This is a genomic window from Thermophilibacter immobilis (assembly GCF_015277515.1).
GTDB classification, from domain to species: domain Bacteria; phylum Actinomycetota; class Coriobacteriia; order Coriobacteriales; family Atopobiaceae; genus Thermophilibacter; species Thermophilibacter immobilis.
This window is the reverse complement of the sequence record NZ_CP063767.1, coordinates 1,527,996-1,543,683: the sequence shown is the minus strand read 5'-3', so window position 1 is coordinate 1,543,683 and position 15,688 is coordinate 1,527,996. Positions and strand designations below refer to the sequence as shown.

Below are 15,688 nucleotides of genomic sequence, written 5' to 3'. Positions count from 1 at the left end.
TCGTTCGGTGGTCGCCTGGGCCCGCGCCCACGGTCGCGCCCGGGGCTGTCCGAACCCCCTATGCCCCCGGCAGCTCGGTTGCCCCTGGCAGCTCGACGACATGGGAGAGCATGAGGGCCATGATGACGGCGAGACCTCGTGGCAGGCTCGCCTTCTCGATCCACTCCTCGCGGGTGTGGAGAAGGTCGCCCTCCACGGCGCCCACGGTGTGGGCGGGAATGCTCAGGGAGAGCGGGATGTTGGCGTCGGTGGACGACTCCACGTGGATGGGCTTGACGTCCGCCAGCTCGCGCAGCGCCTCGTCGGCCTGGGTGACCAGGGCTGCCTGACCGGCAGGAACCAAGCCGCCGCTCGCGGGCCTGCGGCCGATGAGCTCGACGTCGATGCGGGTCTTCTCTTTGAGGTGCTCCTCCACGAGCACCACGAACTTGCCGTACATCTTCTCGAGGCACCCCTCGGAGGCCGAGCGGTACTCCACGAGCACGCTCGCCTCCTCGGCAATAGCGTTGACGGTGGTGCCACCTACGAAGCGCCCCACGTTGATGGTCGTCTTGGCCTCGGTGGGCAGCTCAAGCGCGTAGAGATCCTCGATGAAGGAGCAGAGGGCCTCGATCGCGTTGTCACGTCCGAAGTTCTCCCAGGAGTGGCCTCCCTCGGTGGTGCAGCGCACGCGCCAGCGGTGCGACCCCACGGCGCTCGTCACGTGCATGCCCAGGTAGAGGTCGAACGAGGTGAACTCTGTTATGCGCCCGGCGTACTGCCGGAAGAGCTCGCGGGTCCCGGCAAGGTTGCCCAGGCCCTCCTCGCAAGAGTTTGCTACCACCAGGAGGGGGCGCGCGAGGCGCGGGCGCCTCTTCAGAAACCAGCGCGCCGCAAAGAGGAGCCCCACGAGGTTTGCCGTGTCATCTCCCACGCCGGGGGCGTAGAGACGCTCGGCGTCCTCCGCGAGGGGGAGGGGATCGGTGTCGGGAAAGACGACGTCGGTGTGGGCGGAGAAGACCGCGTAGTCTTCTCGGCTCTTGGCCCCGAGCACCAAGATGACGTTGTTCGCGTCATCGATGCGCACGTCGGAGGCCCCCTGGGAGACGAGCCACTCGCGCACGAAGCGGGCGCGGGCGTCCTCGTGGTGGGAGGGCGCGGGAATCTGCGCGAGCGTGCGGAGAAGGTCGAGCTCCTCCTCGACGCACGAGGCGGCGTAGGCGGATGCGACCTCTTTGATCCTCTCGTCCACGATTCCTCCGTCTGGCTTACGGGTGTCTTTTCTTTACCCTACCTTACTCAGGTGGCTGGGGGGCCGTCTTTTCGGCCATGGGGGTCGCGGGCACCCCTCGCGTTTCGCATGGCCTACTCGCGCGACGCGCAGCTACGGCGCACCCGTTGATAAGGACTATGATGAGCCGTAGCCCGCCGGGCGAGGGTCCGGCTGTCACAAAGGAGAGAAGCATGGCAAATCGCATCGCTCTCAACACCATCTCGTATCACGGGGCCGGTGCCATCGAGGAGATCCCCGGCGAGCTCGGGCGCCGCGGCCGCAAGAGGGTCCTCGTGTGCTCCGACCCCGACCTCGTGGAGCTCGGCGTGACCTCCAAGGTCACCGACCTCCTCGACGCGGCCCACATCGCCTGGAGCATCTACTCGGAGATCAAGCCCAACCCCACGATTCAAAACGTCCAGGACGGCGTCGCCGCCTTCAGGGCCGCCCAGGCCGACTCCATCGTGGCCGTGGGCGGCGGGTCCTCCATGGACACGGCCAAGGCCATCGGCATCATCGCGAGCAACCCCGAGTTCGCCGACGTGCGCTCGCTCGAGGGCGAGGCCCCGACCAAGAACCACGCCGTCTTCACCATCGCCGTTCCCACCACGGCGGGCACTGCGGCCGAGGTCACGATCAACTACGTGATCACCGACCCCGAGCGCGTGCGCAAGTTCGTCTGCGTGGACACCAACGACGCCCCCGAGGTCGCCGTCGTCGACCCGACCATGATGGCCACCATGCCCGTGGGCCTCACCGCCGCCACTGGCATGGATGCGCTTACGCACGCCATCGAGGGCTATACCACCAAGGCCGCCTGGGAGCTCACCGACATGTTCCACCTCGAGGCCATCGAGCTCATCTCCAAGAACCTGCGCGACGCCGTGGCCGAGGCCAAGAGCGGCAAGCCCGGCAGCGGTCGCGAGGGCATGGCCCTCGCCCAGTACATTGCCGGCATGGGCTTCTCCAACGTGGGCCTGGGCATCGACCACGCCATGGCCCACACGCTCTCCGCGCACTATGACACCCCGCACGGTGTCGCCTGCGCCATGCTGCTGCCAATCGCCATGGAGTTCAACAAGCCGGTCGTGACCGAGCGGCTTGCTCGCGTGGCCCAGGCCATGGGTGTCGACATCGCGGGCATGAGCGTCGACGAGGCCGCCGACGCGGCGATCGCCGCCGTGCGCCGGCTCTCCGAGGACGTGAACATCCCCAAGGTCTGCGAGGCCATCACGGCCGATGACCTTGACCGGATCGCCGACGACGCTCTGGCCGACGCCTGCTACCCCGGCAACCCGCGTGAGGCCGATCGCGCGACCGTCGTGGAGCTCTTCAAGAAAATCATGAAGTAGCGCGCGTTTTATCAGATTAGCTAGAAAAAGGAGGTGGGGCCCGTCGGCCGTGAGAGCTGACGGGCCCCGCTTTGATGGAGAGAAAACATCCGATGTGCTTGCTATGCGTCCGTGCCCACGATGCCGCCGACGACCATGCTGACCAGCGAGATGACGATCGAGGCCACGATGGCTGAACCAAGTGAGTCAATGACGATGCCCGCATGGAAGATGTTGCGCGCGAGATAGCTCGCGAGCTCGAGCACGACGGCGTTGACGACAAGGTAGAACAGGCCGAGGGTGAGCAGCGTGATGGGTGCCGAGATGAGCTGCATGATAGGCTTGACGGTTGCGTTGAGCAGGGCCAGCACGAGCGCGAACGCAAGCGGCGCCCCCCAGCTGCTGCCCACGGGCGTGATACCCGGTACGAGCCAGATGGCGACCGCGCACGCGATTGCTGTGACGAGCCACTTGAGGATGAAGTGCATGAGGACCTCCCTTGCGGTCGCTTCGGGCGACCTTTTCGGTTAGGGAGAAGGGTACCCAAAATGGGTGGCGCCTCTCGCGGGGCTCTTCTTGGGTTTGGGCTCGCGATGAATGCTCGATGTCGCTCTTACAAAAGTCACGGTCTTATCGACGTTTTCCCAGTTGACACTCTAGAAATCCCGACTTTTGTGAGAGCGCCCTGAGCTCGGAGTCATGAGCTGCGAAATAGGTGGTTGGGTCATCGAGTTTGGATTAGGATGCCGAAAGGATTCTCGCGCTATAGGTCAATGCAGACGGGCGACATGGTTGCGGAATCGACCTCTGGGCTAGTCTCGTCGGTCGCTTGGGATTTTGGCGGCAAGAAGAGCTATGTACTTGAGGGCAATCTCAACTATACAGGTGCCGTGGTCTCCTGGCTCAAAGATCAGCTGGGCATCATCTCCGACTCGTCTGAGGTGGAAATGATAATTTCACAAGCCAATCCCACTGATCGTGCCTACTTCGTTTCCGCCTTCACGGGACTCGGTGCACCATGGTGGGACAGCGATGCCACTGGCTTGCTCACGGGGATTACGCGTACGACGGGTCGCGCTGAAGTGGTCAAGGCTTGCAGCGAGTGTATCCCGTATCAGGTTGGTGATGTCGTTGCGGCTCTGCGTAAGGACACGGGCCTCCCCATTAGAGAATTGCGCGTTGACGGAGGGCCTACGCGCAATGGCTACCTCATGCAGATGCAGGCAGATGTTGCTCGTTTGAACGTCGTGACCTCGAGTCTCGCGGAACTTTCTGCAGCGGGCGCAGCCTTTGTTGCGGGGCGAGCGGTAGGCGTATGGAGCGAGAATGTTATCTATGAGCAGGTTAATCACGTCTCCTTTTTGTCGTCCATGCCGGATGAGATGCGCAAGGAAAAGCTTGACGGCTGGCATGCGGCTGTTAGGCAGGCCATGACACACGAGTAATGTGCTCATGAATACATCGATATGATGTCTATTGAGGCGTTCATGGTCGAAGTTCGCGATATTATGTTCGGCAAGGTGCAATCGATTGCCTACGACTTCGTCGATGACATGTTCCCCGCGCTCGACGCATGGGAGGCTCGTTCTTATCGCCTCGCGTACGGGCGTGCACGCTGACCCGTTCGACGAATAGCTCATAAGAAGCGCGTCAATAAGGGCGCGGATCCTCATGTTGAGCGAGCCCTTGCCCGCCGTTCTCTGAACGCCATCGGCAGTTCGGGGCAAGAATGGTGCCTCCAGACTGTCGAAAACGTTCAAAGAGCGGCGGGGTGCTCGCATAGGATGCCCGCGCGCGGGGCGTTTTCGGAGATGCTCCCGCTCAGGATATGGGGAATCGACGCACGTAAACTAACCGAAGAAGGAGGCTAGGCTGAGCGAGCAGCAGGGGCCCCATGGGCGGATGAGGGATACTTTCGCGAGGGTGGCAAGAAGGCCAACCTCTATCTGACGGCTGACGCCCTCGTGGTCTACAAGGGGAGCCTGTTCAAGGAGTTCGGAAGGGCCTTCGGGGCCGTGGGAGGTCTCGTGGGCGGCCCGCTCGCCGAGGCCCAACAGGCTGACAAGAACGTCCTCTACGCGGCGAGTTTTGCAGACGTTAAGAAGGTCTCTGCGAAGAAGACCCTCTTGACGGGCAGCCCCCTCGACTTCGAGATGAGCAACGGGGACAGCATCAACTTCGCAGGCAACGTGATGAGTCTCGGCTGGCTCAAGAAGTGCCTCGTTGAGGTCTCCGAGATCATACGGCGCGTGAGTCCCGCGCTGGCGGTGGAGTAGCGCTCGCAGCCGAGCGCTCTTCTCCCTGCCCCTGCTTGTGGCACCCCGTCGTTCAAAGAACGGCGGGGCACTTCACGCTCTTTTCGGTAGGAGAGTGCCGCACGTGCCCCGCTCGGCTCTTCTCGGAGACCTACTGCGGGGCGCTTGCGGCTCTTCCGGCATCGTAGTTGCTGCAGATGCCCCGTCGGAAGAATCGAGAGGATCCCAGCGGGGCGCTTGCAGCTCTTTAAGCGACAAAATCCCCGCAGATGCCCCGTCGGAGAAAGCAAGGGGACTTCCGGCGGGGCGCTTGCAGCGTTCGTGGCGTCGAGAAGCTCCAGCCGCCGCCTCGCTCCGTGCTCAGCAGCTGCCGCAGGACCGCGCTCATGAGCTAAAATGCAACGGTGGGAAGAAATCGAGACAGGGAGTGCGGATGCCCGTGACGGAGCATGCAGGCGATGGGACTCAGAGGCTCTTCTCGGCGCTCTGCGCGCTGAGCTCCTCGGATGAGGCGTGCCGGTTTCTGCGGGACCTGTGCACCCCGCGCGAGATAGAGGACCTCTCGCAGCGTCTCGAGGTGGCCACGATGCTGGCCGGGGGGGGCCTCCTACCTCGACGTCTCCCATGCCACGGGTGCCTCGTCGACCACGGTCTCGCGTGTCTCCAAGTGTCTCAACGGTCCGGTCGGCGGCTATCGGCTCGTGCTCGCGGGCCTCGACGGAGCCTCGCCCGAGCGCTAGGGCACTCGTCCTGCCCGAGTCCCGGCGGGGCCTGCGATTGTTGTCCGGCCGGGGGAGTACGCTGGTCCCGGCAATCAAGAAGCGAGAAGACCCGAGGAGCTTCATGCCTCTGAACCTTGTGCGCACCACCGAAGAGGGAATCGTCGCCGCGACGGTCGCGGACACCCTGCGCCGCGCGCTCGTCGCGCGTGGTCGCGCCACGCTCCTCGTGCCGTCGTTCGCACAGGCGCTCGACGCCCAGCGCGCGCTCGCCGCGGCGGGCGGGCTCTCCCTGGGAGTCACCGTGACGACGCCCGCGGCCTGGGCGGCCGAGCGCTGGGAGGTCTGGGGGGACGGGCGTCGCCTGGTGGACGACGTCTCTCGCGACGTACTCTGCGCGCACGTGCTCTCTCGCGCGGGGGGGCTGGAAGCAGCCGTGCGCGACAACCCCGGCACGGCCTCGCTTCTCGCTGACCTCGCGCGCGCGGGCATGCCCTGGCTCATGGCCCGCACCGCGACCCCGGAGGCGGTGAGCGACGCCGAGGCCAGCGTGGTGGCGCTCGTCGACGCCTATGCGGATCAGCTTGACGCATGCGGCCTCGTCGAGGAGTGCTCGGTCATGGCCGCCCTGCCGCAGGCGCTCGACGTCGCCGGGGCGCAGGTGGACCCGCTCGTGCTCGTGGGCTTCGACGAGATGACCCGCGCGGCGCGCGAGCTCGTGTGCGGCCTGGCCGCGACGCATGAGGTCACGTTCGTGGCACGCCTGGACGCGGGCCCCGCCTCGGCCGAGGCCTCCCGTCTCGCGGACGAGCTCTGCGCACTCGCGCGTGCGAGGGGGCCGCAGGTCGTGGAGGGAGCCGCGGATCCGGAGCCGGTGGCGGACCCAGAGACGTCCGTCGCCGTCCGCGCATCAGAGCTCTCGGACGTGCTCGCGCGGCTCTTCTTGCCGGCGGAGCGCCTCGTGGAGCCCACGGGGGCGCTGCGGCTCGCCCTGCCGGCCGGCCCCTCGGCCGAGGGCGAGCTCGTGGCCCGCGAGGTCCGCGCGCTCGCGGACGCGGGCGCGCACGACGTGATACTCGCGGCACCCGACCCGCGCGCCGCCTGGAACGCTCTCTCCACGCGTCTCGCCGCGCGCGGCGTGTCCGTCCGCGCCCAGCTGAGCGTGCCCTCCGGCGAGCTCGAGGCGGGGCGCGCCTATCTCGAGTTCGCGCGCACGGTGGCCCAGCTCGACCAGCTCGCCCAGAGCTGGCCCGCGCCCGCTCCGGCGGCAGGGGGCGTGCGGGTGAGCCTGGGGGACATGTCCTGGTGGCCCCCTCGCTCCCTCTCGGACTTCCTGCTGAGCGACGTCTCCCACCTGGACGCGGTTCGCGCGCGCAGGCTCGACGCCGAGTGGCGCTCGAACCGCCTGCTCACGCCCGCCGCGGTGCTCGAGCGCCTCCAGTCCGAGAAGGACGTCTCCTTCGAGGTCGCCTCCGCCACGCGCGAGCTTCTGCGCGGGCGGCTGGGGTCGGCCGCCTCTAAGCTCCTGGCCCCCTACGTACGGGGGGACAAGGTCGCGAGCCCCGCGGCCCCCCAGGCGATCGGTGCCCTCACGGCCGTGCTCGGCGTGGCCAAGAGCCTGAAGGAGCTCGGCCTCACGGCCAACCCGCAGGACTCGGGGGCCATTTCGCTCGTCGAGCTCGTGGCCATGGCCGACGCGGCGCTCGCGCGCGTGCGCGTGAGCCTGCGCCCCGAGCGGGCGGTGGAGGGAGCCGCCTGCGCGGTGCGCCTCATGGACGTGGCCTCGGCGGCTCGCCTGGCCCCGGGCTCGACCGACGCCCTCGTGCTCCTGGGCCAGACCTCCACGGAGTCGGCCGTCCCGACTACCGACGACGTGCGCACGGCGTTGCTCGCCTCCTATGGCGTGGAGCCGCTTCCGCACACCATGGACCGGGTCCGCGCGCGCTTCTCGGCGCTCGTGCGCGTCCCGCGGCAGACGCTCGTGCTCGAGCGACTGCTCTTTGGCGTGGACGGCAGGCTCGCGTATCCCTCCGTGATGATGACGGAGCTCCTCGCGTGCTACGGCGTCGCGGCCGACGCGCGTCCGTCAGAGCTCGCGGACGCGCTGGGCCGGGAAAACGTGGTCAACAGGGGGGAGGGCCTCGTGCGCGAGAACGCCTCGTGCGCGGGCGTCGCCCCCGCCTGGCAGGCACGTGAGACGCCCGCGCCCGCCGGGAGGATCTCCGCGCGGGAGCGCGCCCTCGTGCTGCCCCCGCCCGAGGGCATGCCGGTGGATCAGGGGGTTCCTCTGCTCTCGGCGTCCCAGATCGAGACCTACCTCGAGTGCCCGTACAAGTGGTTCAGCCTGCGCCGCCTGAGGCTGCGCGACGCCGACGCCCGCTTCACTGGTGCCGAGCTGGGCACCTTCGTCCACCGCGTCCTCGAGGTCACGCACCGCGAGCTCCTTGCCCGCGCCTCCGAGCGCGCCGAGAGGGGCCACCTGCTCGCCGAGCTGCGCGCCCAGACCCCTGAGGCCCTACAGGACGAGACGTACCGCGCCGCGGTCGAGGGGCTTCTCGCCCGCGCGCAGGCTGACCCCACCGTGCGCCTGCCGGGCTCGTCCACCTCAGACGCGGAGGCGCTCGAGGAGGCCCGCCAGATCCTCTCCGAGGAGTTCGACGCGCACCTCTCCCATCAGTACCAGCTCGCGGGCGGTCGCCGCCCGCTCCCGCAGGCACTCGTCGCGCACAGCGCGCAGGAGCACGCTCAGGTCCAGGGGCTGCGTCGCGACCTCTCGACGCTCCTGGACTTTGAGGGCCGCATGCTCGTGGGCTACGAGCCGCGCTTCTTCGAGTGGGGGTTCGGGCGCGGCGGGGCCGAGGTGAGCTATGCGGGCGTGCGGATCGTGGGCACCGTCGACCGCATAGACGTGGACGCCCACGGGCAGGCCGTCGTCATCGACTACAAGCATAAGTCCGATGCCGGCTTCGCGCGCGAGTACGACGTCTTTGGTCCCAAGGGCGCCCCCGCGGGCGCGTTCGCGCTGCCCCGGCGCGTGCAGTCGCTCATCTACGGCCAGGTCGTGCGACGCGCCTTCCCGGACCTCACGGTGCGCGCGGCGGTCTACCTCTGCACGAAGGGCGGCCACGCCCTCGCCGGTGCCGTGGACGACGACGCGCTCGAGCCCGTCTTCGGCGAGGAGCTCCCCTCGTCTCGCCGCGCCCTGCGCGTCGCGGTTCCTCGCACGGCCAGCTTCGGGCGCACGGGGGAGGCCCGCGGCATGCAGGCCCTGCTCGACGCCTGCGAGGAGGCCATCGCCGGACGCATCGAGCGCCTGCTCGCCGGCGACATCGAGGCGTGCCCCCTGGAAGCGGGCGCCTGCTCGTACTGCCCGGTCCTGAACTGCGAGAGGAGGCTCCGGAAGTGAGCGGCACTGTCGACCTCTCCGGGCTCAACGAGCCGCAGCGGCGTATTGCCACGACGCTCGACCGGCCCCTCTTCGTGGAGGCGGGCGCCGGGTCGGGCAAGACGTTCACCCTCACGAAGCGCGTGGCGTGGGCGCTCGCTCCCGGCTCGGGCGCGGGCGGCGCGCCCTTCCTGGACGGCCTCGACCAGGTGCTCGTGATCACGTTCACCGAGGCCGCCGCGCGCGAGATCAAGGAGCGCGTGCGCTCCACCCTGCGCCGCGCGCACATGGGACAGGCCGCGCTCGCGGTCGATGACGCGTGGATCTCCACGATTCACGCCATGTGCTCGCGCATCCTGCACCGCCACGCGCTCGACCTGGGACTCGATCCCGCCTTCAGCGTGGCGGAGGGATCCGAGGCCGCGGCGCTTCTCGCCCGCGCCATGGACGACGTCATGCGCGACGCCCGGCGCGACCCCGCCTTCGCAGGAGCCTTCAAGGAGTACGACCTGGGAGTCTACAGTCCCCAGAACGGCTACAAGGGCGGCGTCATGCAGCGTGTCGAGCGCCTCGTGCGCGAGGGGCACGCCCAGGCGGACGGGCTCGGTGCCTTTGCGCCTGCGACGGCGAACGAGCAGAGCCTCAATGAGGCCGTGCGCGCCCTCGCGGCGCGCACGGAGGAGCTTGCGGCGTGCAGGCTCACGCCCGCAGCGGTGGCATCGGTGGTGCCGTCGCTCGAGGCCCTGCGCGCCTACGAGGGGCTCGCCCCCGGTGCGCGCACGAGCGAAGCCGTGCGAGAGACGCTTGCGGCTGTGAGCGTCCCGCGCGCGTCCAAGGCCATCTCCGCCGAGGTCGCGGCCGTCAAGTCCGCTCTCGAGCTCGCGCGCGCCGAGGCCGAGCTCGTCCGGGTGGCCCCGCTCGCCGACGAGCTCCTCGAGCTCGCCCGGTGCGTGGAGGCGCGCTTCGGGGAGCTCAAGCGCCAGGGGAGCTGCCTGGACAACGACGACCTCGTGCGCCTTGCGCTTCTCGCCGTGCGCGACCACGAGAGCGTGCGCCGTGACTACGTCGGGCGCTTCCGCCTCGTGATGGTCGACGAGTTCCAGGACACCGACGAGATGCAGCTCGAGCTCATCGGCCTGCTCTCCGGCGAGGGGGCCTGCCACCTGTGCACCGTGGGCGACGCCCAGCAGTCGATCTATCGCTTCCGCGGCGCCGACGTGGGGGTCTTCCGGTCGCGGGGGGAGTCCGTGGACGCGGGCGGGGCCGTGCGGCTGGACACCAACTACCGCAGCCACGCGGACGTGCTCTCGTTCGTGGAGCGCGTGGCCACGGGTGGCGGGGGCCCCTCTGTGGCGGGAACGATGAGCGGCTTCATGCACCTGGGCGATTGTCCCATCAGAAAAGACGCCTATCGGGCGCGCGGGCTGCCCCGCATCGACGTCGAGGTCGTGGGGGGCTCGTCCAGGGGGATGACGGCGGCGCGCAAGGAGGCCATGGCCGCTCAGGTCGCCGAGGCCCTCGCGCGCTATCGAGACCACGGGGAGCGCCCCGGCGGCATGGCGCTTCTTCTGGGCGTGACCACCCACGCCGACCTCTACATCGACGCCATACGCCAGACGGGGATGGAGTGCGTGGTCACGGGCGGCTCCACGTTCACGTCAACCGACGAGGTCAAGGTCGTCTGCGCGCTGCTCCACACGCTCGCCAACCCGACCGACACCCAGTCAGGTCTGTTCCCGCTGCTCGCGAGCGAGATGTTCGGGCTCGACGCCAATGACTTCTGCGAGCTCGGCACGCGCCTGCAGGACAAGCTCGACGCCCCCACCAAGCGCCCGATTGACCGGGGTCTCCTAGACATGGTGTTCTACGGGGGACACGAGCCCTCAGCCCGGCTCGTTCGTGCGCACGACGTGCTCGTCCGGGCCCTCGGCGACGTGGCCACGCGCCCGGTGGCCGACGTCTGCGCGGACGTGGCGCGCGACTCCGGCTGGCTCGCGCGCCTCGAGGCGGCGGGGGCGGCGGGGCTGGCCTGCGCCGCCAACGTGCTCGCGGCCGTGCGCTACGTGCGCGACCTCACGCAGAGCCTGGGCCTGGGCGCGGCGCGGGCGGCCACGGAGTTCGACCTGTGGCTCGCGGCGTCCAAGATCGCGCCGGCGTCTCTCGCGGGCGCCGACGAGGGGGACGCGGGCGGCACGGTGCGCGTCATGACGATACACGCGTCGAAGGGGCTCGAGTTTCCCGTCTGCGCGGTGGCCGAGTGCTGGGGCAACTCCGCGGGGGACTCCGCGCTCGCCTTTGCGTCGGGCGCGGATGGCCGGCGTTCCTTCGTCCTGCGTCCCCAGGACCCTCTGAGCCTTGCGCACGTGGACCCCGAGGAGCTCGAGCCGAGCGCCGACAAGTCCCAGGAGCCGCTGCTCGCCGCCCGCTATCTCGCGGCACGAGCCTCAGACGACGAGGCCGAGGCCCAGGAGAAGGCGCGTCTGCTCTACGTGGCGCTCACGCGCGCCCGCGAGGCGCTCGTGCTGGGGATAGACGCCTCCGCCGGCAAGGCGGGCGTCTCGTCGAAGCTCGCGGCGGCCGCGCTCGGTGCCTTGGGCGTCGACGCGGGCACGGCAGGCGAGACGAGCGTGGACTACGGCGGCAGCGAGCCCGCGGCCGTGCGCTGCGCGATCGTGGAGAAGGACGACGCCGATGCAGGCGAGGAGGGCGATGCCAGTGACGGCGATGCAGGCCCGGCCCCCGAGGCTGCTCCCGATTCCCAGCCGGAGCCGTTCGACCTCTATGCGCCGGAGGCCCCGGCGCCGGGGGCCCTCGGCACCTGGCGCGCCCGCGCGGGAGTCTTCAGCTACTCGCGCGTGCACGAGGAGCTCGCCGGTGACGCCCACGCGGGCGCGCGGGAGCTTCCCGGGCGCGACGAGCGCGAGGACGCAGGTGCCCTCGCGGCCGAGGACGCCGACCGCGCCACCAGCCTGGGCTCGGCCTTCCACGAGCTCGCTCAGGCGATGGTCGAGTCCGGGCACACGCCCCATGAGGCCCAGGTCCAGGCCATGACGCGCCGCTGGAACCTCTCCGTGCGCGCCGAGGGGCGCCTCAGGGCCGCGCTCGCGCGCTGGTCGGGCTCGCACGTGCGCGCCGAGGCCCTCTCCCACGGGCTCGTCCGCGCCGAGGTCCCGTTCTTCCAGCGCGTCGACTCTCCTCATGGTGACTACCTCGAGGGCGCTCTCGACCTGCTCTGCACGGATGCCGATTCTGAGCGCGCGCTCGTCGTGGACTACAAGACCGGCGACGCGGGCCTCTCCCTCGACGAGGTTCGGGCGCGCCACGCGCTGCAGGCCCAGTTCTATGCGGGGGTCCTTCTCGCCGAGGGCTACGCGCGTGTGGACTGTGCCTTCGTCTGCGTGGAGCGCGATGACCCGGACGCCCCCGGCGAGCCCCTCGTCATCCGCTACGAGTTTGAGCGCCCGGCCTGAAAAGCTGCGCTTTTCTCGAAACCCTAGCCCCTCTCGACTGCTCGGCCCTCTCGCACGATTGGGGCGCTTTTTTGATGTAAAGAGGCTTGGGAGCGAGACGTTTCCAGCGTTTTCCCAGGTAAAAAAACTCTAGATACCAAAATGGTGTCTCAAATATAAAAGTAGTGCCCCAATTTAGGGCGCAGTTCTGACGGGCGGCGTTTTGACGGCCGGCGTTTTCGAAAACGCCGGCCGCTACTCCGGACTTCTCGACCGGGCCTACGGTGCCGTGCTGCGACGGGGGCAAAAGAGCCCGTCCATGTTCGTGCCCTCGTGCTCGAGGAGCCACGTCTTCTTGTCGATGCCGCCAGCGTAGCCGGTCAGGCTCCCCTGCGCTCCCACGACCCGGTGACAGGGGAAGATGATCAGTATCGGGTTGTGGGCCACGGCGCCTCCGACTGCCTGCGCGCTCACGCGCCCGCGACCCTGCTCCTCGGCCATGCGCGTCGCGATCTGGCCGTAGGTCGTCGTCTGACCGAAGGGGATCGAGCGCATGATCTTCCAGATGGCCTGTCTGAAGTCGGACCCGAGCGGTGCGACCGGTGGCGCGAAGTCAGGCTCCGCGCCACCGAAGTAGGTGTCGAGCCAGCTCGCGGTCTGAGCGAATACCGCGAGCGCGGCTCCCTCGTGCTCACGGCCGAGCGTGGCCGCAAAGTGCTTCTGCCCGTCGAACCACAGACCCGTGAGCGCCTCGCCGTCGCTTGCGAGCGTGAGGGCCCCGAGCGGAGACTCGTAGTGGCTCGTGTACTGCATCTCGAATGCCTCGCTTTCAGTCACGTTGGCCAGGCCGGCCGCGTCGCCGCTACCTGAGCGTCAGCAGCAACGCCATCTTGAACCGGCCGTTGGCCGTGACCGCGTGCAGCCCGCCCTTCTCGAAGCGAAACGTCTGGCCGGCCTCGATGGGGTAGTCGTCTCCCTCGTAGCCGATCGTGGCCCTGCCCTCAAGGGCGAAGACGAGCGCGTCGCCGGGGGCCCGATGCGGGCTCAGCGCCTGGCCGTCGTCGAACGCCATGACGACGAACTTCATCGCCTCGTTGGATGCGACGTCCATGTTGACGACGCTCCCGTCCTCGTAGGGGAGAAGCTCGGCCAGCTTGAAGACCTCGCCCGCGTGCACTGCCTTGTTCATGGTCAGATCCTTTCTTGGCATGACCTCTGCATATACGAGCCCCTCCTCGGTGGACGCCCCGCACGGGGTGTCGGGTGCCACGAGAAGCGCGTCGCCCTCGCCCAGGCGCAGACCGTCGACGGCTCCGTTGCCGAACCGGCCCTCTCCCGTCATCCCCACGTACAGGACGGGGGCGTCGTAGCTCTCGGCACTGATGTCGGTCCCCGACCCGAGCGAGAACCACGTGATCGAGGTCTCGGAGGCGAGCCTCGCCGGGGTCGAGATGGTGAGCCCGTCTTTGGGGGCGTGCTCGCGCGCTACGGAGAAAACCCTGTTCATGGTCGCGGCCTCCCTAGGCCTTGAAGTGCTCCTCGGCAAATCTCATGTTCTGGACGCACTCGAGCGTTCCCAGGTACGTTCCCGAGCCGTCGCGCACGGCGATGTAGCGGACGAGGACCGGCTCGCCTGCCTTGTTCGCCCACACGTCCACGTGATCCTGCTCTCCCGTGCGGAAGCTCTCCAGAATCTGACGCACCATGGTCTCGACCTTGGGAGGATGGCAGGAGAAGACGTCGCGGTCGATCGCCATGTCGGGGCGCTTGAAGAGCTTCTCGCCGTCGTTGAAGTACCGGTTTACGTTGTCCTCGTCCACGAAGGTGAGCTCCATGGGGACCGTGTCGAGAACCGCCTCGATCTGGGACGCTGTCATGTGGCCGCTCCCAAGGGTGATGAGGCCGGCCCCCGCGCCATCGTCCTTTTGGGCGTTCTCATGTGCGGCCTGGGCGGGTCTGCCGCCGACGGTCTTGAGCTCCGCGCGCCTCTCCTCGGCCGCGTCCCAGACGGGGCAGCCCCCGGCAAGGCAGGTCTCGTAGGCGCTCATCTCGTAGTAGATGCGCATCCAATCCTCCTCGGAGAACTGCTGCGCACAGAGGGGGAACAGGATGTTGTTCTCCTTGTAGACCATCTCCTCGGCGCGGGTGAGGACCTTGTCGGCGCGCGAGGAGAAGTCGGGAAGCGCCGGGCCCGCCTCGGCGAGGAGCCTCAGCTCGTCGCGAATCTCGTCGTCCACGCTCCACATGACCTCGGACGGGCCAGAGAAGGCGTAGGTGCGGTTGAGCAGCGGATAGATGAGATCGCCCTTGCGCGCGTAGTGCACGGTGGCACAGCGCAGGTCCTGGAGCTTCTCGGTGGTCTGCTGCGCGGAGGCTTCGGAGGCAAGGCTCGCCCGCGCGGCGGCGATGAGGGCGGCGATCGACTCGTTCTCCCGCATGAACACGTTGACGGGGTGGCCGTCTATCCGGGAGCACGCGAGCGCGGCCGTCTCCTGGGAGGCGTCTTTGGCCGGAGCTCCCGCTTCTCCGGCTGACTCTCCCAGCTTCTCCCGCACGGCTGCCCCCGCACGGGCGATGAGCTGCTCCTGCATGGTCGCCCCATGGAAGAGCGCCGAGTGGACGTCGCAGAGCCTCTGCACGTCGGAGACCTTGGCGCCACCCTGGATGAGCTCCTGCTCGGCCCGCGCGATCTCCGCGGCGTCGACGCTCTCGAAGTTCCGCACGAACTCGGCGCGCACCACCTCAAGGTCCTCGCCTGCCGAGAGACGCGCGACGTAGCCCTTGAGCAGCTCGGCGCGTGCCTCGGGGGTGTCGGCGGGCGCGTCCTGAGCGGCTGGGGCTGGCGTGGGCGCATCGGCGACTTCCGTGAGGCCGAGGCTGGCCTCGGCGGAGTCGGTGGTGCCGACAATCTCGAATCCACGCTCCTCGAAGGTGGAAATCACCTGCGTGAGGTCGATTCCCTTGATTGCGGCCCCCTTGGGGATGGTCATGATCTTGCCGACGGTGTCGAGCGCCAGCGGCTTGGTGATGTCCTTGAACCCCAGGGCGACCATGACGTCCTTTACCTCGGGGTCCGCAGCGACGAGCTCGTACACCGTCTTTTTAAGGTCGAGCGTCTTTTTCATGGCGCGTCTCCTATTCGCTGGGGGATAAATCGCCCCCTCTTCTGACCGTATGGCTAAATCCTACTGGATTGCTATGAGAATGACGTTGTCATACCAACAAGAAAGATGGAATCCCAAAGAAGGCCGGTTCGCCTCGCTTCGCCGCAATGCCCGCTGACGAAGCAGCTACGCA

11 protein-coding genes are annotated in these 15,688 nt (G+C 68.3%); 6 read left to right on the top strand and 5 right to left on the bottom strand.

Features of this window, described 5'->3' with window-relative positions; all coding sequences use genetic code 11:
* Window positions 1-58: 58 nt before the first annotated feature.
* Entirely contained in the window at window positions 59-1,231 is a 1,173-nt protein-coding gene (locus INP52_RS06920) for a M20/M25/M40 family metallo-hydrolase (RefSeq protein ID WP_194370290.1), read from the bottom strand.
* Window positions 1,232-1,443: 212 nt separating this feature from the next.
* On the opposite strand from INP52_RS06920, the gene fucO reads away from it, so the two are divergent.
* Complete coding sequence (fucO, locus tag INP52_RS06915; RefSeq protein WP_194370288.1) at window positions 1,444-2,604, top strand: lactaldehyde reductase; 1,161 nt, start codon at window positions 1,444-1,446, stop codon at window positions 2,602-2,604.
* 101 nt (window positions 2,605-2,705) lie between these two features.
* Here the strand turns inward: fucO and INP52_RS06910 are convergent, their stop codons facing one another.
* Window positions 2,706-3,071 (bottom strand): phage holin family protein, encoded by a 366-nt coding sequence (locus INP52_RS06910; protein ID WP_194370286.1) that lies wholly within the window; start codon window positions 3,069-3,071, stop codon window positions 2,706-2,708.
* 300 nt (window positions 3,072-3,371) lie between these two features.
* On the opposite strand from INP52_RS06910, the gene INP52_RS06905 reads away from it, so the two are divergent.
* The 5 genes from INP52_RS06905 (at window position 3,372) to INP52_RS06885 (ending at window position 12,412) form a co-directional block, all read left to right on the top strand.
* On the top strand, window positions 3,372-4,028 hold the full coding sequence (locus INP52_RS06905) for an FGGY-family carbohydrate kinase (RefSeq protein ID WP_194370284.1): 657 nt from the start codon (window positions 3,372-3,374) through the stop codon (window positions 4,026-4,028).
* Between the two features lie 519 nt (window positions 4,029-4,547).
* Window positions 4,548-4,859: a hypothetical protein gene (locus INP52_RS06900; RefSeq protein WP_194370282.1), complete on the top strand. Its 312-nt coding sequence runs from the start codon at window positions 4,548-4,550 to the stop codon at window positions 4,857-4,859.
* Between the two features lie 412 nt (window positions 4,860-5,271).
* Window positions 5,272-5,691 (top strand): Trp family transcriptional regulator, encoded by a 420-nt coding sequence (locus INP52_RS06895; protein ID WP_332307358.1) that lies wholly within the window; start codon window positions 5,272-5,274, stop codon window positions 5,689-5,691.
* Complete coding sequence (locus INP52_RS06890; protein WP_194370280.1) at window positions 5,682-8,963, top strand: PD-(D/E)XK nuclease family protein; 3,282 nt, start codon at window positions 5,682-5,684, stop codon at window positions 8,961-8,963. Before INP52_RS06895 ends, INP52_RS06890 begins: the two co-directional genes overlap by 10 nt.
* Window positions 8,960-12,412, top strand: a complete 3,453-nt coding sequence (locus INP52_RS06885) for a UvrD-helicase domain-containing protein (protein ID WP_194370278.1) — start codon at window positions 8,960-8,962, stop codon at window positions 12,410-12,412. Before INP52_RS06890 ends, INP52_RS06885 begins: the two co-directional genes overlap by 4 nt.
* 258 nt (window positions 12,413-12,670) lie before the next feature.
* On the opposite strand, the gene INP52_RS06880 is transcribed toward INP52_RS06885, so the two are convergent.
* From INP52_RS06880 to INP52_RS06870, 3 genes are read right to left on the bottom strand one after another with little or no spacing between them, the layout of a single operon-like run.
* Window positions 12,671-13,204: a methylated-DNA--[protein]-cysteine S-methyltransferase gene (locus INP52_RS06880; RefSeq protein ID WP_194370276.1), complete on the bottom strand. Its 534-nt coding sequence runs from the start codon at window positions 13,202-13,204 to the stop codon at window positions 12,671-12,673.
* Between the two features lie 49 nt (window positions 13,205-13,253).
* Window positions 13,254-13,898, bottom strand: a complete 645-nt coding sequence (locus tag INP52_RS06875; RefSeq protein ID WP_194370274.1) for a cupin domain-containing protein — start codon at window positions 13,896-13,898, stop codon at window positions 13,254-13,256.
* 13 nt (window positions 13,899-13,911) lie between these two features.
* Window positions 13,912-15,516: a DUF438 domain-containing protein gene (locus INP52_RS06870; RefSeq protein ID WP_194370272.1), complete on the bottom strand. Its 1,605-nt coding sequence runs from the start codon at window positions 15,514-15,516 to the stop codon at window positions 13,912-13,914.
* Window positions 15,517-15,688: the final 172 nt, after the last annotated feature.

What these genes read in the sequence shown, in the direction of transcription:
- fucO (WP_194370288.1), top strand. Translation starts at nt 1,444, where the DNA reads ATGGCAAATCGCATCGCTCTCAACACCATCTCGTATCACGGGGCCGGT.
- INP52_RS06910 (WP_194370286.1), bottom strand. Translation starts at nt 3,071, where the DNA reads ATGCACTTCATCCTCAAGTGGCTCGTCACAGCAATCGCGTGCGCGGTC.
- INP52_RS06905 (WP_194370284.1), top strand. Translation starts at nt 3,372, where the DNA reads ATGGTTGCGGAATCGACCTCTGGGCTAGTCTCGTCGGTCGCTTGGGAT.
- INP52_RS06895 (WP_332307358.1), top strand. Translation starts at nt 5,272, where the DNA reads ATGCCCGTGACGGAGCATGCAGGCGATGGGACTCAGAGGCTCTTCTCG.
- INP52_RS06890 (WP_194370280.1), top strand. Translation starts at nt 5,682, where the DNA reads ATGCCTCTGAACCTTGTGCGCACCACCGAAGAGGGAATCGTCGCCGCG.
- INP52_RS06880 (WP_194370276.1), bottom strand. Translation starts at nt 13,204, where the DNA reads ATGCAGTACACGAGCCACTACGAGTCTCCGCTCGGGGCCCTCACGCTC.
- INP52_RS06875 (WP_194370274.1), bottom strand. Translation starts at nt 13,898, where the DNA reads ATGAACAGGGTTTTCTCCGTAGCGCGCGAGCACGCCCCCAAAGACGGG.
- INP52_RS06870 (WP_194370272.1), bottom strand. Translation starts at nt 15,516, where the DNA reads ATGAAAAAGACGCTCGACCTTAAAAAGACGGTGTACGAGCTCGTCGCT.